General features: G+C 50.4%; 20 protein-coding genes. 5 read left to right on the forward strand and 15 right to left on the reverse strand.

Annotated features, from left to right (window positions below; translation table 11 throughout):
• Positions 1-60 precede the first annotated feature (60 nt).
• Both IE055_RS16150 and IE055_RS16155 read left to right on the forward strand, forming a co-directional pair.
• Entirely contained in the window at positions 61-564 is a 504-nt protein-coding gene (locus IE055_RS16150; protein WP_189402721.1) for a hypothetical protein, read from the forward strand.
• Positions 565-866: 302 nt separating this feature from the next.
• Positions 867-2,336, forward strand: coding sequence for a right-handed parallel beta-helix repeat-containing protein (locus IE055_RS16155; RefSeq protein ID WP_189402722.1), 1,470 nt, complete (start codon positions 867-869; stop codon positions 2,334-2,336).
• Positions 2,337-2,440: 104 nt separating this feature from the next.
• Here the strand turns inward: IE055_RS16155 and IE055_RS16160 are convergent, their stop codons facing one another.
• The 3 genes from IE055_RS16160 to IE055_RS16170 all read right to left on the reverse strand — a co-directional run bounded on the left by IE055_RS16160 (position 2,441) and on the right by IE055_RS16170 (position 5,017).
• On the reverse strand, positions 2,441-3,220 hold the full coding sequence (locus IE055_RS16160; protein WP_189402723.1) for an ATP-binding protein: 780 nt from the start codon (positions 3,218-3,220) through the stop codon (positions 2,441-2,443).
• A gap of 128 nt (positions 3,221-3,348) precedes the next feature.
• On the reverse strand, positions 3,349-4,128 hold the full coding sequence (locus IE055_RS16165) for a haloacid dehalogenase type II (RefSeq protein ID WP_373299249.1): 780 nt from the start codon (positions 4,126-4,128) through the stop codon (positions 3,349-3,351).
• 388 nt (positions 4,129-4,516) lie between these two features.
• Entirely contained in the window at positions 4,517-5,017 is a 501-nt protein-coding gene (locus tag IE055_RS16170) for a lactoylglutathione lyase family protein (protein WP_189402725.1), read from the reverse strand.
• A 94-nt stretch (positions 5,018-5,111) separates the two neighbouring features.
• Between IE055_RS16170 and IE055_RS16175 the strand changes: the two genes are divergently transcribed.
• On the forward strand, positions 5,112-5,981 hold the full coding sequence (locus IE055_RS16175) for a LysR family transcriptional regulator (protein ID WP_189402726.1): 870 nt from the start codon (positions 5,112-5,114) through the stop codon (positions 5,979-5,981).
• 320 nt (positions 5,982-6,301) lie between these two features.
• Here the strand turns inward: IE055_RS16175 and IE055_RS16180 are convergent, their stop codons facing one another.
• From IE055_RS16180 to IE055_RS16190, 3 genes are read right to left on the reverse strand one after another with little or no spacing between them, the layout of a single operon-like run.
• A complete protein-coding gene (locus tag IE055_RS16180; protein WP_189402727.1) occupies positions 6,302-7,258 on the reverse strand; it encodes a polysaccharide deacetylase family protein in 957 nt (318 codons plus the stop codon).
• A 17-nt stretch (positions 7,259-7,275) separates the two neighbouring features.
• A complete protein-coding gene (locus IE055_RS16185) occupies positions 7,276-8,700 on the reverse strand; it encodes a M23/M56 family metallopeptidase (RefSeq protein ID WP_189402728.1) in 1,425 nt (474 codons plus the stop codon).
• Positions 8,697-9,077, reverse strand: a complete 381-nt coding sequence (locus IE055_RS16190) for a BlaI/MecI/CopY family transcriptional regulator (protein WP_189402729.1) — start codon at positions 9,075-9,077, stop codon at positions 8,697-8,699. Before IE055_RS16190 ends, IE055_RS16185 begins: the two co-directional genes overlap by 4 nt.
• A 166-nt stretch (positions 9,078-9,243) precedes the next feature.
• Between IE055_RS16190 and IE055_RS16195 the strand changes: the two genes are divergently transcribed.
• Positions 9,244-10,275, forward strand: coding sequence for a sulfotransferase family 2 domain-containing protein (locus IE055_RS16195; RefSeq protein ID WP_189402730.1), 1,032 nt, complete (start codon positions 9,244-9,246; stop codon positions 10,273-10,275).
• Here the strand turns inward: IE055_RS16195 and IE055_RS16200 are convergent.
• From IE055_RS16200 to IE055_RS16230, 7 genes are all read right to left on the reverse strand, one after another.
• Positions 10,272-11,078: a hypothetical protein gene (locus IE055_RS16200; RefSeq protein WP_189402731.1), complete on the reverse strand. Its 807-nt coding sequence runs from the start codon at positions 11,076-11,078 to the stop codon at positions 10,272-10,274. The genes IE055_RS16195 and IE055_RS16200 overlap by 4 nt on opposite strands.
• 156 nt (positions 11,079-11,234) lie before the next feature.
• Entirely contained in the window at positions 11,235-11,840 is a 606-nt protein-coding gene (locus tag IE055_RS16205; protein WP_189402732.1) for a YceI family protein, read from the reverse strand.
• A gap of 5 nt (positions 11,841-11,845) precedes the next feature.
• The gene (locus IE055_RS16210) at positions 11,846-13,171 is read right to left on the reverse strand and encodes an APC family permease (protein WP_189402733.1); all 1,326 of its coding nucleotides are present in this window, start codon (positions 13,169-13,171) and stop codon (positions 11,846-11,848) included.
• Entirely contained in the window at positions 13,155-13,706 is a 552-nt protein-coding gene (locus IE055_RS16215; RefSeq protein ID WP_189402734.1) for a DUF1415 domain-containing protein, read from the reverse strand. The genes IE055_RS16210 and IE055_RS16215 overlap by 17 nt, the downstream gene beginning before the upstream one ends.
• Positions 13,706-14,302: a tetratricopeptide repeat protein gene (locus IE055_RS16220; protein ID WP_189402735.1), complete on the reverse strand. Its 597-nt coding sequence runs from the start codon at positions 14,300-14,302 to the stop codon at positions 13,706-13,708. The genes IE055_RS16215 and IE055_RS16220 overlap by 1 nt, the downstream gene beginning before the upstream one ends.
• 75 nt (positions 14,303-14,377) lie before the next feature.
• On the reverse strand, positions 14,378-16,912 hold the full coding sequence (locus IE055_RS16225; RefSeq protein ID WP_189402736.1) for an ABC transporter permease: 2,535 nt from the start codon (positions 16,910-16,912) through the stop codon (positions 14,378-14,380).
• Positions 16,913-16,914: 2 nt separating this feature from the next.
• Positions 16,915-17,592 carry an ABC transporter ATP-binding protein gene (locus IE055_RS16230; protein ID WP_189402737.1) on the reverse strand — a complete coding sequence of 226 codons (678 nt, stop codon included), beginning with the start codon at positions 17,590-17,592 and terminating at the stop codon, positions 16,915-16,917.
• Between the two features lie 201 nt (positions 17,593-17,793).
• On the opposite strand from IE055_RS16230, the gene IE055_RS16235 reads away from it, so the two are divergent.
• Entirely contained in the window at positions 17,794-18,453 is a 660-nt protein-coding gene (locus IE055_RS16235) for an arylesterase (protein WP_229794335.1), read from the forward strand.
• Positions 18,454-18,700: 247 nt separating this feature from the next.
• Here IE055_RS16235 and IE055_RS16240 read toward each other — a convergent pair whose 3' ends face one another.
• Positions 18,701-19,171, reverse strand: coding sequence for a dual specificity protein phosphatase family protein (locus IE055_RS16240; protein WP_189402738.1), 471 nt, complete (start codon positions 19,169-19,171; stop codon positions 18,701-18,703).
• The gene (gene hemE / locus IE055_RS16245) at positions 19,168-20,247 is read right to left on the reverse strand and encodes a uroporphyrinogen decarboxylase (protein ID WP_189402739.1); all 1,080 of its coding nucleotides are present in this window, start codon (positions 20,245-20,247) and stop codon (positions 19,168-19,170) included. Before hemE ends, IE055_RS16240 begins: the two co-directional genes overlap by 4 nt.
• Positions 20,248-20,312: the final 65 nt, after the last annotated feature.

Genomic DNA, 20,312 nt, shown 5'->3' on the forward strand with positions numbered 1-20,312 from the left:
TTCACAGTCTAACGGTTATAAGATTGAAAACCATCTTAAGTACATTTTTCGGAGTGACCAGTGAGTACGTTAACCTCAAAAGCTTTAGCCATAATTTGTAGCCTGTGTGTTTTACTACTATCAAATCAACCATCTTACGCACAACAAAAAGTGGTCGTGGTACCGCTACTCGGTAACGAGTCGGAGTTGAAACCGATCCAGCCGAACAACCTGATTGATATTCGAACTGCATTTACAAACTCCTCAAGCCGATTGACACTCGGCACGGTGACAAGCTCAAGAGCAATCGTGCTGACCTCGTTGCTAGTTGCTCCAGAGTTTTACCCGAGCAGCCGCCTTCCTATTTCCCTGCGGTTTTGCCGCGTTTTTAATGCTCAAACAAGTTGTAGCCACTCTTGGGCTGTACCAAATGATGACGTGACAATGCTGAATTATGGTATTGGTGAAATTTTTGATTCTGAAGGTCAACATTATATCGATATCACCAGTCGTGGCGGACTAGCATCGAATAACGCAGCACAACAAATCATCGTTCAAGCGTCTGGATACTTCTATAAAAAATAACGTTTGCCTGGTAATTATCTCAACCAACTACGGCATAGATAGAACTAGCGCAGGCTCACGAAATCAAATACGAATCTTTGAACAACATTCGGCCTAGGAAACTACTCTTATAACCGCTCACCTATCGTTTCCTGTCCAAGTGCGGCGCGCTGATGCTCTAGAGCAGTGAATTCACGCGCAAAGAACACTCTCGCGCGCCGCCAAACTAGCCAGCTCATCAGAATAAATTTTCGATATTACTTGAAATATCAATGTGTTATGATCCGCCGCCAAAAAATCATAACCATTTTTTTTGTGATTGTATGAAAGCTAGAATAATCACGTCAATTTTGTTTTTAAGTATCTTAGTTTTACCATTGAACGATGGTTTTGCGCAAACAGATGCGTCAGCATTATCGCCTGTAGTAAATTATTTACTGTTGCAGGATTCCGATGCCGGAGAGTTTCCGCCCAAACCTAAGTTTACCGTTGAGTTGCCAATCCACTCTTCCGGGCCAGTTTATAACGTTAGTTATGCACAATGGAATATTCAAACTGGCGCCGATGCGAACCCAGAGGAAAACTCAGAGCGTATGCAAGCGGCAATTAACTTCGCTGAACAGCAAGGATTCAAAACCATTAGCTTGCCGCCAGGTGAGGTTATTCTCGGAGACCCGTTAGGAAACCCGGCCTATTATTACGAAGGATTTCGACTCCCAAGCGATGTTACATTGTTAATGGATGAAAATACGATTCTCAGAATGAGACCGAATGCCGCATGGAATCAGTGCCTTATTTACGTATATTTAAGTGAGAATGTGACTATAAAAGGGGGGCAATTAGTTGGTGATCGAGAGGAACATGACTACGTGCCAATCATCATTAATGTCAACCCGGTTACTAACCATGATGAAGGCCATGGTATCTGTGTTACACAGTCAGATCATGTATTGATTGAGAATACAAAAATCAGCAAATTTACCGGTGATGGCATCTTAGTGATCGGTACTGATTCACGCCATGTGACGATTAGAAACAACGAGATATTTTATAACCGACGTCAGGGTGTGTCGCTAGTGGGGCCACACTTAGTAAAAATCGAAGACAATCACATCCACGATATTATCGGTATTCCACCACAATTTGGGGTCGACGTTGAAGCAACTCCAGATCAGTTTGGATTGGACCGAGACATTTTGATTCAAAGAAATATTTTTGAGGGCAACCGTGGCGGCGGCGTAACGCTGCAATCAGGCCGCAATATATTTGTTTTAAACAACACGATGACAGAGAGCGCCGAACCTGGCAGGGAATGGCGAGGTGCGGGGGTTACCTTTTTCAACCGCGCAGAAGGAATTATTCAAGGCAATGTGATTCGAAAAGCAGTTGTCGATAACATACAAACTACCGGTAGCGGAATTAAAGAATTACCGGTAGGCGAAGAAGAAACCAACAGACAACTTTATATTCACGATAACGTGTGCGTAGGTTGCGGACTTCTTTTGACAGGTTCAAAAGTCGGACCAGACGTTCGGCGCAATAAATTTGGCGGTGACATCTTTTGGTTTATTGACGTTGAAAACCTGACTCTGATTGATAACAACCAGATGGGCGCGTCATCGACCAACTGTTTTAATGTAAAATTTCAGCGTACAACCGGCTACGCGCGTGGCAACACTTTCAATAGTGAGCCGATCGAGTATCCGTTAAGTCGGTCTACACCCTACAACTCGCCAGGAAACTCAGCTATTCCAGGCTCAACCAGCTGCCCTTTTGTTGATCTGGGTGACTAGAGTTAAATGTAGCAGTTCCAACCAAACCTAACAATCACCACACTCGGGCCGTAAGCAGCACCGCCTGATCATCGCTGTAATTTTTACAGCCCGGGTGCATGTGATCATTCAGTCTTTTTCTGAAAATAGCTGTTATAAAATTGCTTTGCCGTTCGACCACTCTTACTCGCTCTCGTTTGCGCAAAACTTAACGCCTCGGCTCTGAGTAACTCTCGGTCTCCTTCATAGTCTTTAAAATAACTTTCTACGACGTCCAAATACGCCTGCTGATTACCGTGATAAAAAGATAGCCAAAGACCAAACCTGTCGCTAAGCGATATTTTCTCCTCGACGCTGTCGCCATAATGAATTTCGCCCCTGTGACTGACGTTCACGCCTTGATTCTCATTTTGATATTCAGGAACCAAGTGTCGACGGTTCGAAGTAGCGTATATCTTGACATTCTCAGGTGGTGACTCAATCGAACCCTCTAAAATTCGTTTGAGCCCTTTATACCCTTTTTCGCCTTCCTCAAAAGACAAATCATCACAAAACACAATGAACTTGAACGGCAAGTCCCTGATCTCGTCCGAAATATCAATTAGATCATCTAGGTCTTCTCTGTCTATTTCAATAACTCGCAAACCTTTTGCGGCATACGTGTTCAACAGCGCTTTGATAAGAGAAGACTTACCGGTACCTCTGGCGCCCCACAGTAAAACGTTGTTCGCAGGCAAATTGTCCAAAAACCGCTCAGTGTTTTCGATCAGCTGTTCTTTTTGCCGATCAATTCCGATGAGGTCATCAAAACAAATTTTGTCTATGTATTTTACGGGTTTTAAAAACTCTTTTTTGGCGCGCCAAATAGCCGCATAGTCGTTTTGAAAGTTAGCTTTTTGTTGCATTTTTCTGAGGTTTTATTTGAAGGCTTTTAAAGCGTTGATTCCAATTTGAACACGACACACACTCGCTCTCGGAGCTCGCATTCTTCAACCGCTGGGTAAGACCTCTGCTTAGTACATGCTCTTATACCCTAGTCGTGTTTAGTCAACTGACGAGCCAATTCGATAACGTCTGAAACATTGTAATCAGGCTGGGCGGCAAGCGGAAATAACACTTTGCCTTTGCGACGGATAAACGCGGTTTTTAAACCCGCTTTGTCGGCTCCAGCGATATCCCAGCCGTGAGCGGCAACCATTAAGGCTTGATTAGCCTCTACGCCTAATTCCTTGATGGCCCACTGATAAGTGCTCATGTAGGGCTTGAATTTGCCAACAGATTCTACGCTCAGATTTACATCGAAATACTGGCTCAATTCAGCATTTTTTAGCTGTAGCTGAACGCCTTCCAGTGATGAGTTGGTTAGCGTAACGAGCTTGTAGCCTTGGGCTTTTAGTGCCGTCAACCCTTGAGCCACGTCAGGATGAGGCGGCAAAGATCGCAATGGCGTCAGAATAGCCGTTTGCGCTTGTTCTTCGGTGATATCAATGCCATTTATTTCAGCCACCATCTGTAGCGCAGCGACCCCTATGTTGCCAAAGCTGTCGTAATCGCCGGTCGCAGACACGACCAGTGAATGATGCAACATGGTAGAAAACCACAATGGTAATAACTCATCGCGACCACCTAACGAGGCACCGACAGATTTACGCATGCTTGCTAAGTCAAGTAAGGTTTCGTTAACGTCAAAAATAATGACTTTGGGTTGCTCCACATTGACTTTAGGGGCTGCTAGCAGCGTATTCTGGCTAACATCTATGGTTCCAGTACACAGCAACAGTAAGGCAACAAAGAGCGCGTCAATGGCACGAATTTTCATAATATCTCAATGGCAATTGGGTAAAGATGTAGAGGGTATTGTATGTGGTTAGTATTGCGAGGCAAAGTTACTTGAACATACACTGCTAAGCTTGCGTTCATAATCGAATAGTCAAGATAGATGAACCTTGCAACGTACGGCCAGCCCTTTCAATCAACCCAGCACTAGCGCAGGTGACAGGTTGCTCCTGTTAGCAAGGTGCTAGATCCAACGCCAAACTACGCGTACATTGAAGCTCAAAAAATTGATGCTTTTTGGCGTAAATTCAGCAGATAATCTTTCTAGTGGAGCAGTACAGCAAGTTGCTCAAGAACTAAAAGAGTTTGTGAGCGAGGTAGCGCATGTTGCCCGGGCACTAGGTGTTGGACTAGTTTGTCTTGTATTAGTAGGCACCCTCGCTGTAAATCAACTCATAGCTATGGCTGTAAATCTCTAAAATGTTCCCAAAAGGGTCTTCCATATAAATCATCCGATAGGGCTTCTCGCCAGGGTAATAGTAACGTGGTTTTGCCATGCGCTTTTTACCACCAGAAGCCACAATTCGCTCTGCTAACTCCTCAACATTGGGGTCTTGAACACAGAAGTGAAATACACCGGTTTTCCAATATTCGAAATTGTCTTCCGGGTTAGTCTGATTTTTAAACTGAAAAAGCTCCACCCCAATTCGATCCCCCGTTGACAAGTGGGCAATACGGAAGCTCTCCCAACCTGCGCCGAATACGTCCGTGCACATTTCCCCGATGGCACTGTCGTCCTCTTCAATGTTTGTTGGTTCCATAATCAGGTACCAACCCATGACTTCTGTATAAAATTTGACGGCTCGTTTAAGGTCCGGGACGGATATACCGATGTGTGAAAAACTTCTGGGGTAAACATTGCTCATTGCGGGTTCTCCTATAAATTGACTGAGCGCATCTTACACAGCGCAATTTATTAGGTAAAATTATCATTTATTCTCTAAATGATAATTTTATGTGATGATAAATACAGCTTGGTTGCGCACTTTTTGCACATTGATAGAAGTGGGTCATTTCACCCGTACGGCTGAACAGCTCAACATGACTCAGTCGGGCGTTAGTCAGCACTTGCGCAAACTGGAGGATCAGCTGGGCGCGAAGTTGCTTATTCGACAGGGCAAGCGATTCTCACTCTCCGACTCGGGCGAAAAGCTTTATGCCGAGGCCAAAGACATCCTTCTGGCGTTGTCAAACCTTGAGAAAAAAGTCACAGAAAACCCGCCCTTTGAGGGAACTGCACGTATCATCTCTCCGGGCAGTGTCGGGCTAAAGTTGTACCCACACATGTTGGCGCTCCAGAGCAAACACCCGAAGCTCGTTATCGATTACCGATTCGCACCGAATTCAGATGTGGAAAAGGCAATCGTCGAATCTACGGTTGATATCGGATTTATGACGTCAAAATCCACCCTTAAGGAAGTGAGTTGTACGCCCATCGCAGAAGAACCACTGCTCTTGGTGACACCAGCTACCATCGAAGAACCGGATTGGAAAACCTTGATCACACTCGGGTTTATCGACCACCCAGATGGGAGTCACCATGCCGACCTACTTCTTAGCGCCAATTACCCCGAATTTCAGCACAGCAACCTGTTCCGTAGAAGAGGATACTCGAACCAAATTGGTATGATCTTAGAGCCGGTCAGCCTTGGGTTGGGTTTTACGGTGTTACCCGCACACGCCGTTGAAGCCTTTAAGAAGCCTGAATACATTAAAACTCATCGACTCTCCAACCCCGTCAGCGAAACGCTGTATCTAAGCGTTGCTCGGCATCGGGTGCTTCAGAAGAGAATTGAGACCGTAATCGATGAAGCCATGCGTTGGCTCTAAACTAGCCTAGAATTTAACAAGTCCCGCTGCATGGACGCTCCAATAGGTAACAAACATCGCAGAGCCTTTCTCGCTAAAGATTTATCAAGCTTATTTGATAATATTTGGCCAGACTAAATCAAAATGGGTGCGTAAACATGTGCTTTAACCCCACTGTGCTACTCCAGAGCGATGGCAAGACTGTGCTCAGCGGTGTGTTTAGCCGTGCTATTGCTAAGATGTCTTTGAGTCTGAGTGAATCTTGGACAAGTCGGACATGCCGCCAGTTAAAGACCGGCAGAGATGACCACGCAAATCAAGCAACGGCGACGAAGTGCAGTCTACTGAGGGTTCAACACCGTAAAATCCGGCTTCGGTTCGGCAAAAACACAGCGCTCGTGCAGCATCTTATCCAGCGCCACTTCCTGACTGGAATAATGCCGCAGATCAGTGTGCGGCACGCCTTGGTCACTGGCTAACGCGGCGATGCGACCTTGTCCCGAAAACAGCGTAGCCGGTTGCTGTGTGGCTAATGAGTCTGCATAAGCTTTATCTGGCGAAATAATCTCCCAACCGCGCTCTCGCAATTGCTCAATCAACTCATCCACGTAGAGCGCTGCAAGGTCGTTCTCGTGCAAGAGCAAAACGTGCGCCGGGGAACGGCCGATGGTTGCTACGGCCAGTGCATCATAGAACACTACTGCGGATACCAACATCTCCAAGTACACTGTCTTCAGGGCTTGATGGTTGACCCAACGACCTTCTTCCACCGCACGTTTCCATCGATGCGCCAAATACCAATCAAAGTTATCGACGGTAACATAACCATTTTGCAAACCTCGCTCTTGAAGTGCTTGGCGAACTTCGTCACGCTGCGCAATAGGGCGACCTTCGTCTAAGTACGGAAAACGAAACCAAGGGCGTCGATTGGGCACACCTTGTAATAAGGACTCTGCCTGATCAATGTCTATCAAGTACGTCTCGGTGTCTGTGCGGTTCAACCGCCAATGCGAGTGCGTGTGGTTGGCTATTAAGTGCCCGGCGTGCGCGTATTGTTCAATTCGCGCACGCCCTTGTTCGGTGTTCATGCCGCTGGTTTTAACAAAAAACACCGTCGGCGGAGCCCCAGCCTGACGCAGGCTTTGGATCAACTGAGCCGTGCGTTCAGAACCACTAAACAGCGGCCCAGCGTCACGCGGTGCGTCATCAAATGACAAGGCGATTTGCTTGGCCTGCACGCCGCCATCGGCGACACACAAGCACAAGACCAATAAACAACATTTTTGAATAAAACGCATACGACGTCGACTCGACTCTATTTAGGCTGCGGCAGATTCCAGATCGTGTGAGGATCAACTCGCTCACCGTTGAGTCTGGTTTCGATATGCACATGAGGTCCGGTGGTTTGGCCTGTATTGCCAATAGTCGCGATAGGTTGTCCAGCCATTACGCGCTGTCCGACCTCAACCATATAGTCATCAAGATGTGCCAAAAGGGTTTGTGTATTGCTGTCGGATTCCAACACCACCACTTTGCCGTACTTTGGCATTCCCTTGTATAAATCTGTCGCGGTTAGAATAATGCCATCCGCTGGTGCGTGGATAAGTGTGCCTTTCGGCGCAGCGATATCGACGCCAGTATGGTTTCGTTGCTTGCCCGGTTTAAACGGGTGTTTGGCCAAACCAAAACCTGAGGTATGACGACCTTCGTGCAACATGGCGATCTGCTGCGTTATGGCGTTATCGACGGATGCTGGCAGACCTTCTTTCGGCATGCCACTGGATAACGCCATACCACCGACCGCACTACCTGCAAACGTACTGATTAGAATGAGGACTTTGGCCACCCGACCTAAGGCGCGGTATGGGCGATCGCCCAAGGCTAAACAAATTCGCATTTTTTCTCTCCGTATAGATGTGGTGACAAACGTAGCCACCGGTAAATGATCATTATGCTGCTGCGTAAAGCGCATTGTCTTGACGAGTGTATGTACGTATTCACACCGCTGCGAACGCGATTTTGTTGCAACCACCGCTTGATCACACTGTATTTCTATCGCCTCGGCCCAGGCCGCAAACAAACGATGCATAAACGGTGAGAACCAGCTTAGTGACACAACAAGACGCAATAGCAAACCAACCTGATCGTCACACCGCCGAATGTGCGCTTGCTCATGCGCAATCACCATACGGAGTTGCGCCTCAGTGAGCCCTGATGCCAGCGTGCGCGGCAACACGATTCGATAGTCGCCCAGCCAGCCGCAGCGCAACACACAAGGGGACACCAATTGCTCGGTAAGCCAAATGTCCTGCACCGAATTTAAGGTATCCGGTATCGCACTGTTTGCGATGTGTGCCGCTCGTCGGCGTCCAAACCAAAGTCGCAATAAGCAAAGCGCGACGCCCGCGAGGTACACGACGGTCCAGATTGTCATGAGCATCTGCCCGCGACCAACCGCTGGTGCGACACTCGTGTTAGTTGCTTGCCAGTTGAAACGACCAACGGCGGCTAGAAGTGGGGAATCCGTCAACACCACTAGATCTCGACTCGGACTCAGTGATGGGACAAAGTACCACCAGCTAGACAAACCGGCGATCAACACCACCGCGACCAAGGCGGAGGCCCAAACCAGTGAGGATTGACGTACTCGCGTACTGAACTTAGACAACAACCCGAGCAATAGAAACATCGTTGTGCTGGTGATAAAAACTGCCCAGCTAAAGACAAGGGCCGTGATCATACGTCGTCCTCGGGTGCGTTTTCGGCGTTCTCAAGATACGCCTCCAATTCCAGGAGTTCTTCCTGACTCAAGACCTGACTTTTGACCAGATTCGACACTGGCAAAGGTCCCTCAAGGCCCAGCACGTCGGCCGCAAAGTCTCGAATCATGCCCGCAAGTGTCGGAATTTTTCGTGCTTTGGCGTGATACACATTTAGACCATGCACATTGCGAAGACCCAGCAAATCTTTGTCGACCATACGCTCAACCGTTTTACGCGTCGATGAGCGTGTCCAGCCAAGTTCGGGTTCAATAGCCACATGAATTTCACGCAAACTCTGTGCTTTGTGGCGCCACAGATGCTTCAAGATTGTAAGCTCAGTCGATGATGGTTTCATGTCACCATTAGGCGACATATGTCACCAGTTGTCAACGCCATTTTCATTAACACTTAGTTAAGGCTAACAAATCACAGCTCACCATCTATTCGGCGCCTGGACTCAGTGTTGGAGCAAATTCAGTGTTAAACTACCCGCCGTTTATTGTCGAGACGCGTGCACAAAAATGACTCCGTTGGTTAGTCCCAGATACAACTACGCACTTTTTTATAACCCCAAGAGTGCCTGCAGTGTCGCTCGACGCTTATTCGTTGCATTGCATGGCGATGAATTGCCCCAAGCGACGCAGATTCGCCTTCAGGCCCTACGTGATGCAATGCAGGACGATTGGCATGACGCTGGCCAACTCTTCGCTCCCCCCGCGGAATTCGACTTCAGCGCCTCGTATTGCGCCACCATCGTGCGTCACCCGTATACCCGGTTCGTCAGCGCCTACCTCAATCGAATGGTCTTGAACCGCACCCAATTCGATGATTTCGCCAGTGTGCTCGGCATCAAGGACGCGGATGCCACCTATTCATTTGCCCAGGTTTTACGCTACTGTGCGGTTCGCGGCGTTGAATCTCTGGAGGATACGCACTTTCTGCCACAGAGCGTGATTTCAGGTGAACTCCGCGACACCACGGTAACCGTGAAGCCGCTTTCGTGGTGGCACAATTTGAGCGGTCGACTGCCCAAGACGCCCGCGGCCAGCTTAAACCTGCATTACATTTGCCACATGGAATCGTTGCAAGCGGATTTACGCGGTTTGATGCAGCACGTATTCAGAAATCACGGCGACAAACGCCAGCAGGCACTGGCGCTGGTTGAGGAACTTGGTATGCATAACGTCACGGTGGTGAATACCGAGCAAGTCTTACCAGACGCCGCCAACATGAGCGCCGAAAGCTTACGTGAACTCGGACAAATGCCAGAGTACGCGCATTTTTTGACTGCGGAAACGCAACAAATCTTGCATACGCTCTACGCTGACGATATCCGTTTATTTGGCTACGCAGCGGAACTGGACGCGAAAACGTCATCGTTTGAGCAACAGAAAGCGGCCCACGTTCGCACTCAGGTGCCTAACGATTTCAATTGGGAGTTCTATTTATACCATCACCCGGACCTACGTGCCAACGGCGTCGATAACAAGGCCGCTGCCATTTCACACTGGATTCATCACGGACAGCAAGAAGGCCGTTCTTATAAGCGTTAAAGCGCGTTGCAAGCCAGTTGAATCCCAAGAATTAAATCTGGCCGCGGTGTAATAACCGTTGGTGAGCGTGGACCAAGCACCACCGAGCCTGGAGGAAGTTCATCCTCGCAACCATCTGCACCACCAAAGTCAGTGAACTCAGGGACAGCCTGCCACACCCCCCAGAATTCGCCGTTAAGTGCCGTAGTCGTGGCACCGATGCCCAAGGGGAGCATTGAGACACTGTCTGCAGGATCTCGACGCACTCCAACAATCACCGGCACCGTGCTTAAATTTTGCACGGAGGTCACCCGCATCGACGAAGATGCTTTTTGACCCCGTTCGTAGTCGACGCGTGTCCAACCGGCGGAACCGCCGCCGGGTGCATTAAAACAACCCCATTTGAAGGTCTCTTGATGCGGATACGTGGCTTCACTGCCCACCACGAACACCGGCGTTGTGACCGACTGAGTAAAATCGTCACCATCGTGTTTGCGCAATATCGCTAATTTATTAATCGCCGTACTCCGAATGTCAGCTTCGGTCGCCGGCGGTCGCGGTACGAACGAGACACTGCCAGTATTCCGTCCTGGTGGCTCAACATCCACAACACCACCGGGAGATTGAGTAATCAAAACCGTGGTGCGATCCAAACGGTCTGCATCAATATCCCAACTCACATTGGTGGCTTCGCCCTCGCATAAAATTTGTGGGCGAACATCAAATTCTGCGTCAAAGGGTGCTAACCCCGCGCGATTCAAAAAACAGCCGGTCAGCGATAGCGCCAACAAACCTAGACCAATCCATGCTAAACATCGTGCCATACCCGATTCTCCTTTAATGAGTTACTAACCGCTCAGGTACCGAAGACCTTTGACGGAAGTGCTTTCCAAAGTATGACTATAGACAGGATTTCAGGGCCTGAGAATCATCCGTTTGGGTGAATTTGATCGGTCTAGTGTTTAGCACAGGCCACGTAATCAGTTTTTTAGGAACTCGGCATCGGCGTCGATCGACACTTCATCGCCGACCAAAGGAATATAGGCATCCATGCCAAAATCAGACCGTTTAAAAGTACCAGATGCGGAAAAGCCTAGGGTGTATTTACGCGTCAAAATGTTATCCGCGCCACCATGAAACGTCACCAACATAGTTACCGGCTTCTGGACACCTCGCCATGCCAGATTGCCAGTAAACGAAAACTGGTTGTCTGAGACTGGTGTCACGGAGATAGTACTAAAGCGTGCTTGTGGATACCTTGGCTGGTCGAACCACGTGCCATCCATGAGGTCTTTTTTCAAGGATGGGTTGTTGATATCCAACGAGTCGATTTCGATTACCGCAGTCAACTTAGCCGCCGATACGTTAGCCGGATCAAATGACAAACTCGCGTCGAATTCATTAAAGCGACCAACATAATTCGATAAACCCGAATGTTTGACTTTAAATATCAGGCTGGCATGTGTTTTATCGAGCGCGTAATCACCGGCTTCCAGTGATGCCAATGTGGTCTCTACCTTCGGTGTGATGAGCGCCACACAACCGCATAGCAGTAAACATACAACGCTACTGACGAGTTGTTTCATAACCTCTAAATCTCCGTTTTTGATTGTGGTGATCGGCGCCTAGTGTGCCGGACCGACCCGTAGTAAGCCAGCGCACCAAGCCCACAGACTGGCACGAGCGCCAACGCTTGCATTGGCTGATGAATAGATGAAAGCATCGCAAATGAGACGGTACAAACCACGAATACTAGCGGCGCCAGTGGGTACCAAGCGGATGCCGGTCGCAGTCCTCGCCGCCAGTGTATGACAAACAAACTGCTGACCGCCAGCGCCAAGCACAGCGACAATGTGAAGCCTAGATATGACATCAGTCCGCGAAGATCAGATAACGAGATCAACAGCACCGAAATCACGACCTGCAAGGCAATGGAAGTTCGCGGAGGATGGCCAAGCCGCTGTTTAAACACGGCGGGCAAGGCGCCGTCTTCTGCCATTTTTGCATACACTCGAGGTCCCGCCAGCGCCATGGCCGTAATTGAGGTCAGTAGTGAAATAGCCACCACCAACTGCACTAACTGACGCGCAGTCCGGCCGCCCAGTGAATCGGCAACAACCGCCGCGATTTCGGCACGCCCTTGAATCAGGCTTGCATCCGCGCCGTATAACAACACCCAATTAACCGCCAGACACAACACCATAGTCACCACGGTACCCAGCACCATACCACGCGGCACTGCGTCACGTGCGTGATCCACCTCGCCGGCGACGTACGCAGCGGCATTGAATCCGGAATAACTCAACGAAATCCAAACCAACGTTCCTGCAAATGCGTATAGATTAAACTGCACCGGGGCGACCGGCAATACTGAGATGGGTGGCGTTCTAAGGGTGATCACAAACGTAGCAGCGACCACCAAAAGCACCAGAATGATCAGCATCAGCAATACGAGATTTTGGTGGCTTTGCACCCCGGTGCGCACGCGAAAACCGTGCAACAATCCCGCACACACCGTCACAGCGATGGCCGTCGCCGTCGCAGGCACCTGCTGTAGCCACGGCCAAGCTGAACTCAAATACGCCTCAAAGGCCAAGGCGGCAAACGCGATCGCACCCGGAAAACCCGCTAGCAGCGAGACCCAGCCGGCAATGAACCCGGCCAAGGGATGAATCGCCCGCGATAAAAACACGTATTCACCACCAGACTCGGTAATATGTCGCACCAACATGCCATAACTCATCGCCCCGGCGATGGCCACCAAACCGGCAACGAACCAGCCAAACAACACCCATTCTCGTGAGCCCAAATCCGCTAAGGCAAAACCGGAGGTCGTGTAGATCCCCGCGCCAACCGCATTGCCAACCACCAACGCGACCAGTGACCAGGTTGAGAAAAGCCTACTGTGCTTGGTCATCCGTGACTATGGATTTTAAAAGCAGCTGCATATGTCGCTTTCCCAAGGTATTCATCAATTGAATATTATTCGCTGGAATCGACTCCGGGTCGGGATGACGTTCGATTACCTTACTCAGACTTGACTCGCGTAAAATGTGGAGAATGGGGTAGGGTGCTCGATTTGTGTAATTTTCTGCGTCCTCTGATTCGGTACCGTCAAACTGATATTGCGGATGAAAACTGGCTATCTGGTACACACCATCTAGCTGCATTTCTTCCAATAGCTGGTCTGCAAAACCAAGGAACTCATTAAAATATAAGAAGTCAGACAGCGTGTAAGGCAAGATCAGTAGCGTGGTTTCGATGTCGGGACGACGCGTTAGCAGCGACATTTCAACGACCAGATCCCGTAAAACCGCTTCTTCATTACGCGCATCGCTGGCTTTAAAACGCACTCGGTTGGAACGATACTCACGTTGCGCGAATGGGCAGAGATTCAGCTCGATGACCACTGCCGTCAACCAACGCTCGACCGCTTTGACAACCTCGTTCATCACTCGTGTAAACGTTCGACTCGCAGCATTGCTGGTGGCCACTGAGGTATGATTTCCAAAGCCTGTTGGTAACTGGCTCGCGCCGCCTCTCTCTGCCCAAGTTGTTCCAGTGCCATGCCACGATTCAAATACGCCACGTGCTCGTTCACCACGCCGTACCGTAACGCGGAATCATAGTCCGATATGGCAGCGTCAAAGCGCTGAGCCAAAAACCACAAATTACCCCGATTAATGTAGGCCTCACCGAGCGTTTCGTCGAGCTCCAACGCGCGATTATAGTCTTTGGCCGCAGCCACATAGTCCTGTAATGCGGCGTGAATGATCCCGCGATTTACCAAGCTGGCAATCATGTCAGCTTTCGGTAATGCCGCATCGTTGATGGCTCGATTGCAGGGCTCTAGGCTCTGACGCGCAACACCGAGCGTTTGAGTCGCGCGCTGCGAATTCTGGTAACACGCATTCGCGAACCCAGACCCGCCGATCAACGAACTGGTTTGCGCCACGGCGGCCGAACTCATGAGGGAAATTAAAGCAGCTAGGATGATCGAGACAATGGATCTCGCAGCACCAGCAGCTAAGACGATGCGTACCACCATATTAACCTCCTCTCAAGTGTGTTCAGTCAGACACAGTGTAGAGCAAATCAGTGCAGTTAACCAAATACATCACCATCACGCGAGCTGTCTTAATGATTCTAAAGGCGGTGTGGAGATAATCGGTCGGCTACGCAAAAGACCGAGCGCGGTGATTAAACCGACCCCGGATACCAAACCTAACAGCCATAAATCCCAGTGCCATTGCGGACTCAAATCGAATAAGTTGGTCTGCACAAAGTACAGCACAATCTCAGCACCGCAAGCCGCGATCAGGCCTGCAATTAGCCCCAGCGTGGCAAATTCAACTGTCAACGCACCAACAATAATCCTTCGTGAACTGCCAAGCGTACGCAAAATCGCGTTCTCTCGCATGCGCTCATCAAACGACACGCCAATCGCCGCGAACAACACCAGACCACCACAGGCCAGCACCGCGAACAGAATCAACTCCAGACCTTGCGTGACACGATTAATCACATCGCGGATGCGCTCGATCACATCACGTAGCTCGAGCACCACGGCGGTGGGAAACTGTTTGACCATCGCCTGTACGAACGGCGCTTGCTGCACCAATGCACCACGGTTCTGCTTCGTGTCATCACCACCTCGCACGGCCGTAATCCAGTTCGGTGAATACTTATCCAACAACCCTGGATAAAACACCACATAAAAGTTCGGGGTCATGCTTTGCCAATTGACACTGCGGATGCTGGTTACCTCGGCGCTGAAACGCAGGCCACCGATACTGAATTCAACCTCATCGCCCAACACCAGGCCTATTTCTGTGGCCACCTCTTCTTCGATCGAAAATTCAGCTCGTGGTGCGCTGGCTATCTCTGTACCGGCCCACCATTCACCGGCGACTAACTCGTTCCCTTCGGGCAGGTTCTCTGTTTGAGTGAAGTTTACCTCGCGACTCAAACCATCGGAGCGCGCCATGCGTTCACGCGAAATCGCCTCACCATTAATCGCGACTAATCGCCCACGTACCATGGGATACCAGTCCGTAGTGGTTACACCATGGCCATCCAGCAACGCTTTGACTGGCTCGACTTGCGGAGTCGACACGTTGAACACAAAATGACTCGGTGTGGTATCCGGCAATTGCGCCTCCCATTCAGCAATTAAATTGGTGCGCATACCCGTGACGACAAGAAGTAACATAAGCGTGGTGGAGAAACCCACCAGCTGAACCAAGGTCTGCCCGCGTCGACGCCATAGATTGGCCAGACCGAGGCGAGTATAGCTACCGCGCCAGCTACCGAACCCGCGCACCAGACGCAAAATCTGCATCGCAACCAATGCACACACAGCGAACAGGGCAAACAAAGCCACAAGAAATAAAGTCGCAACCACTAGACTACCACTGTACCAATACGCGAGCAGCAATAACGCGCCGATGCCGATGAGCAATCGACGCCCTTGGCCGATTAGGGTGTCCGGCAAATCTCGACGCAGGACACGCAGTGGCTCAATACGCGGCAAGTGCCACAAGGCGGGCAAGGCAAAACCCAACACGCAAACGAAACCAGTGATGGTCGCCACCAACCAAGGGCGCCAGCCAGGCAGCGGTAGTACCACATCAAGCACGCCACGCACCACCTCAAGTAGTAGGTAGTGAGCGAACCAACCGAGTGCAACACCGACCACAGTTGCCACGGCGGCAATCATAAATAAACGAAAAAATTGACTACGTCGAATCGACGCGGAAGACTGACCCCAAGCTTTCATCAGCGCAACTTGGTCGGTCAATCGCGACGCATATCGCTGGCTTGCGAGCGCCATCGCTAAGCCGGCCAGTAGAACCCCAATTGTGCCGCTCAGCAATAGGAACGCTCGTCCACGCTGAAGCGCTTCTGACAATTGTTCTTCTGCATTTTCAGGCGTGAGTAAACGGTAATGCGGCACGGCCTCAGCTTCAAGCGCCTCTTGCTGCTGTTCAAACCAATCAGAATAGGCCTTGAGCGCCGGCGCGTCACCACGCATGAGCAAGCGATAGCTATAGCGTCCACCAGGGCGAATCAGTTGCGATGCGGCGAGATCCTGAGTACTCATCATCAATCGAGCCCCAGTACCCGAAAAACCGGTACCGCGATCGGGTTCATTGACGATCAAATGTGTTATTTTGAGTTGTACGTAGCCGACCTCCACCGTATCTCCGAGTTGAATATCGAGCAGATTCAATAAACGCGCTTCAACCCAGGCTTCACCGGACTCGGGGCCGCGTGCGCGCGTGATCACTTGTTCTGCATCGAGCGTGGCGCTTAATTCCATCTCACCGCGTAATGGATACGCGTGATCGACAGCTTTAACCGCCGCTAGGTGGTTCCGGTTACCAGCAAACACCATGGACCGAAACCGAACCGTCTCGGCTACTTGAAGGCCAAGGGTGTCGGCTTGTTGTCGGTATTCGTCACTGATTTCAATCCCGCCAGACAAAGCTAGGTCTGCTGCCAGGAAGCTACTGATTTGCTGATTTAGCCCGCGTTCAACGCGGTCGGCGAACAAGCTCACCGCAGTGACTACCATCACCGCCAACACCAGCGCGGAAACCACCAGATTGAGCTGACCACCACGCCAGTCACGCCATAAAAGTTTTAAGTCGATCATTCTCATTGGTCTGCAACAACTCGACCGTCGTCAATGGTAATCACACGCTGACAACGTTCCGCCAAGCGCTGCTCATGCGTCACCAGCACCAGCGTGGCATCACTTTGTTCGTTGAGCTCGAATAATAAATCACTGACTTTTAGGCCGGTCGCTTGATCCAAATTACCGGTTGGTTCATCGGCGAATAAAATTTTCGGCTGGCACGCGAATGCCCGAGCTAGGGCAACTCGTTGCTGCTCTCCGCCTGACAGTTGTTTCGGGTAATGTTGCAGTCGTGCTGCCAATCCGACTTTCTCGAGATAAGTCATCGCTCGCCCACGCGCGTCTGATTCACCAGCCAGCTCCATCGGCAACGACACGTTTTCCAACGCGGTTAAACTGCCAAGCAACTGAAATGTCTGAAACACAAAACCAACCAACTCGGCCCTGACCGCGGCACGCCGTTCTTCATCCATAGCGGTAATTTCATGCTGTGCTAACCAGATTTTGCCGTCCGACGGCGAGTCCAAACCCGCCAACAACCCGAGCAATGTCGACTTGCCGGCGCCGGAAGGTCCAATAATTGCCACGCTTTGGCCAGTGGGGACCGCGAGTGATACATCGTCTAAAATGGTTAACTGCTGTTCCGCAGTCTGCACGCGCTTCGACACATTCTCTGCGCGTAAAATGCTATCGTTCATGAAATACCTAATGTGTTAATTTTGGGCAAGAAGATGCTCAAGACTGCATCGAGACCCTATGCTTGGTCGCGCTTCTGATGTATATCGAACGCATTAACTGACGGGCCGGTTTGAAGCCAACCGAGCGAGAACAACCGAACCACCTTACAAACCATCATCCGTCGATTGATCAGCACTGACCCAACGACATTCTCAGCCACAATGACTCTAAGCTATATGATAACTAATCCCGCGAAAATCAAGTTCACACTTTACCTGATGCTCATGTTCTGTGTATCAAGTTTCAGTGCCGCTGCGCAGGCAAAACGCATTCTTATTTATGGCGACAGTCTCAGTGCCGCGTATGGCATGCACCTTGAAGAGGGTTGGGCCCACCTTCTAGGGCAGAAACTCGGCGACAACCATACGCTCTTAAACGCCTCGATTTCAGGTGACACCTCAGCAGCGGGACTCGCCAGACTGCCACTTACCCTAGAAGAATTTAAGCCGGACTTGATTATTTTGGAGCTCGGAGCCAATGATGGTCTGCTGGGATTGCCGGTGGCCACCATGCGACAAAATCTCGAACAAATGATCGAACTCAGTCAAGCTGCTGGCGCCGAGGTGGCACTGGTTGGTATCTCTGTGCCTCCTTCGTATGGGCCACGCTATATTGACGAGTTTCGCGCTACCTACCCAGCCTTAGCAGAAAAATACGCTCTGCCATTCATCGATTTTTACCGTGAGGACTTTATTACCACCGAAGGCTATATTCAGGAAGATGGTTTACACCCAACTGCCATCACACAGCCCTTGGTGCGCGACATTGTGCTCACATTTCTAGTCGAAAACGAACTGATTGAAGCGGTTGCAGAGGACTAGAACCACCACACCGACTCCGCTTGGCATCGCGCCCTTGGGCTCAAACTAAAACCACCTTTTGGACTAAGGGCAACCACAGCGTCTCGATTCCAGAAGCGTCTTGTCGGAGCAATATATTCGCCACGAATGAATGGGGGTTTGACAAGGCGGGGCAGCCCTCGCGCTACTCACCGGTCACACGCCTTCTGTGCTCGCAGACGCCTTTGAGTTAATCGGAATAGTCGTGGCGTACCTTACGACGAGATTCTCACCCATCGCCCAATTCACGCACGCCTTGCTGAACCGCACGAATATATGGATTGGCTTGCGGTCGGTTGCGGCGAATGTAATCCAAACCCTGTTCGATGCTCATGCCGCGATAATGCACCAGATACCCAAGGACCGTGGCTGGGGCACGACAAACCCCAGCGTTGCAATGCACATACACCCGATGGCCAACGCTCATGAACGTGTTCAACGCACGTACTGGCTCCGCCAGTCGGTTGCCCAAGTCAGTCTCGTCAAAGTCAATAATCGGAAAGCGCTGGACCGTAATATCGTTGTATTGATAAGCACTTTGCAACTTACGCCAATCGATGCGGTGGACCTTGAAATCCGCATCGCTTTGCAGTGATAACACGGCGGTAATTTTCATGTTCTTCAGCCGCGCAATATCCACGCTATTTTGCGGCGCACTGCCTACAAAAATATCTGCTTCAATACGGCCAAAATTGATCATTCGCGATGAAACTCTGCACTGTGTTGTTGCACTGTTTGGACCAAGGTTTGCATATTCTCAGGTTTAGCGAACGGTTGGATGCCGTGACCTAAATTGAAAATATGACCTTTACTATCCGCATCGTGTTTACCATAACCACTCAGCACTTGCATGGCCTCTTGTTCAACCTGCGCCTGGCCGGTATTCATCACCACTGGATCCATATTGCCTTGCAAAACGACGCGGTCGCCAACGCGCGCACGCGCCTGAGCGATATCCACAGTCCAATCCAGACCCAGACCGTCGCAGCCGGTGTCCGCCATCATCTCAAGCCATTGCCCGCCACCCTTGGTGAACAAAACAATCGGCGTGTTTGCGGTAATCGGATCTTGTTTGATCGCCGTCACAATTTGCTGCATGTACGCGAGGGAAAAGCGTTGATAGTTGGCAGTCGACAACATGCCGCCCCAAGTATCAAACACCATCAACGATTGCGCACCGGCCACAACTTGGGCCTTGAGGTACACGATGACTGCGTCAGTCACCACTTGCAGTAACCGATGTGCCGCATCGGGAGACTCGAACATCAAGCCTTTAATACGACGGAAGTCTTTGCTGCCCTGGCCTTCGACCATGTAGCTGGCCAAGGTCCAAGGACTACCTGTAAAGCCAATCAACGGCACACGACCATCCAGTTCGCGTCGAATAACGCGCACCGCATCCATCACATAACCTAGTTCGTCTTCAGGGTCTGGCACTGCAAGTTGATCGATATCCGCCGTAGCTCGTATTGGCTTGTTAAAGACCGGTCCTACGCCTTCTTCGAGTACGAGTTCAAGGCCCATGGCGTCAGGAATGGTCAAAATATCAGAGAATAAAATGGCTGCATCCAGACCGAAGCGATCGATTGGTTGCAGAGTGACTTCGCACGCTAAATCGGGTGTTTTGCAGAGCGTTAGAAAGTCGCCTGCTGCCGCGCGCGTGGCGCGATACTCTGGCAGATAACGACCCGCTTGGCGCATCACCCAGATCGGTGTGCGTTCAACTTTTTCGCCCCGTAGTACCCGCAAGTACAAATCATTTTCTAGTGCTTTCATGGGCGCAGATTATACAGGCACACATGTGCCCGCGGGGTAGTTCTGCGACGAGATTTTAATACTTT

This window comes from Arenicella chitinivorans, from assembly GCF_014651515.1.
Lineage (GTDB): Bacteria > Pseudomonadota > Gammaproteobacteria > Arenicellales > Arenicellaceae > Arenicella > Arenicella chitinivorans.

What these genes read in the sequence shown, in the direction of transcription:
- hemE (WP_189402739.1), bottom strand. Translation starts at nt 20,247, where the DNA reads ATGAAAGCACTAGAAAATGATTTGTACTTGCGGGTACTACGGGGCGAA.
- IE055_RS16225 (WP_189402736.1), bottom strand. Translation starts at nt 16,912, where the DNA reads ATGATCGACTTAAAACTTTTATGGCGTGACTGGCGTGGTGGTCAGCTC.
- IE055_RS16215 (WP_189402734.1), bottom strand. Translation starts at nt 13,706, where the DNA reads ATGAACGAGGTTGTCAAAGCGGTCGAGCGTTGGTTGACGGCAGTGGTC.
- IE055_RS16205 (WP_189402732.1), bottom strand. Translation starts at nt 11,840, where the DNA reads ATGAAACAACTCGTCAGTAGCGTTGTATGTTTACTGCTATGCGGTTGT.
- IE055_RS16220 (WP_189402735.1), bottom strand. Translation starts at nt 14,302, where the DNA reads ATGGTGGTACGCATCGTCTTAGCTGCTGGTGCTGCGAGATCCATTGTC.
- IE055_RS16195 (WP_189402730.1), top strand. Translation starts at nt 9,244, where the DNA reads ATGACTCCGTTGGTTAGTCCCAGATACAACTACGCACTTTTTTATAAC.
- IE055_RS16185 (WP_189402728.1), bottom strand. Translation starts at nt 8,700, where the DNA reads ATGATCACGGCCCTTGTCTTTAGCTGGGCAGTTTTTATCACCAGCACA.
- IE055_RS16210 (WP_189402733.1), bottom strand. Translation starts at nt 13,171, where the DNA reads ATGACCAAGCACAGTAGGCTTTTCTCAACCTGGTCACTGGTCGCGTTG.
- IE055_RS16170 (WP_189402725.1), bottom strand. Translation starts at nt 5,017, where the DNA reads ATGAGCAATGTTTACCCCAGAAGTTTTTCACACATCGGTATATCCGTC.
- IE055_RS16200 (WP_189402731.1), bottom strand. Translation starts at nt 11,078, where the DNA reads ATGGCACGATGTTTAGCATGGATTGGTCTAGGTTTGTTGGCGCTATCG.
- IE055_RS16175 (WP_189402726.1), top strand. Translation starts at nt 5,112, where the DNA reads ATGATAAATACAGCTTGGTTGCGCACTTTTTGCACATTGATAGAAGTG.
- IE055_RS16240 (WP_189402738.1), bottom strand. Translation starts at nt 19,171, where the DNA reads ATGATCAATTTTGGCCGTATTGAAGCAGATATTTTTGTAGGCAGTGCG.
- IE055_RS16190 (WP_189402729.1), bottom strand. Translation starts at nt 9,077, where the DNA reads ATGAAACCATCATCGACTGAGCTTACAATCTTGAAGCATCTGTGGCGC.
- IE055_RS16180 (WP_189402727.1), bottom strand. Translation starts at nt 7,258, where the DNA reads ATGCGTTTTATTCAAAAATGTTGTTTATTGGTCTTGTGCTTGTGTGTC.
- IE055_RS16235 (WP_229794335.1), top strand. Translation starts at nt 17,794, where the DNA reads ATGACTCTAAGCTATATGATAACTAATCCCGCGAAAATCAAGTTCACA.
- IE055_RS16230 (WP_189402737.1), bottom strand. Translation starts at nt 17,592, where the DNA reads ATGAACGATAGCATTTTACGCGCAGAGAATGTGTCGAAGCGCGTGCAG.
- IE055_RS16160 (WP_189402723.1), bottom strand. Translation starts at nt 3,220, where the DNA reads ATGCAACAAAAAGCTAACTTTCAAAACGACTATGCGGCTATTTGGCGC.
- IE055_RS16155 (WP_189402722.1), top strand. Translation starts at nt 867, where the DNA reads ATGAAAGCTAGAATAATCACGTCAATTTTGTTTTTAAGTATCTTAGTT.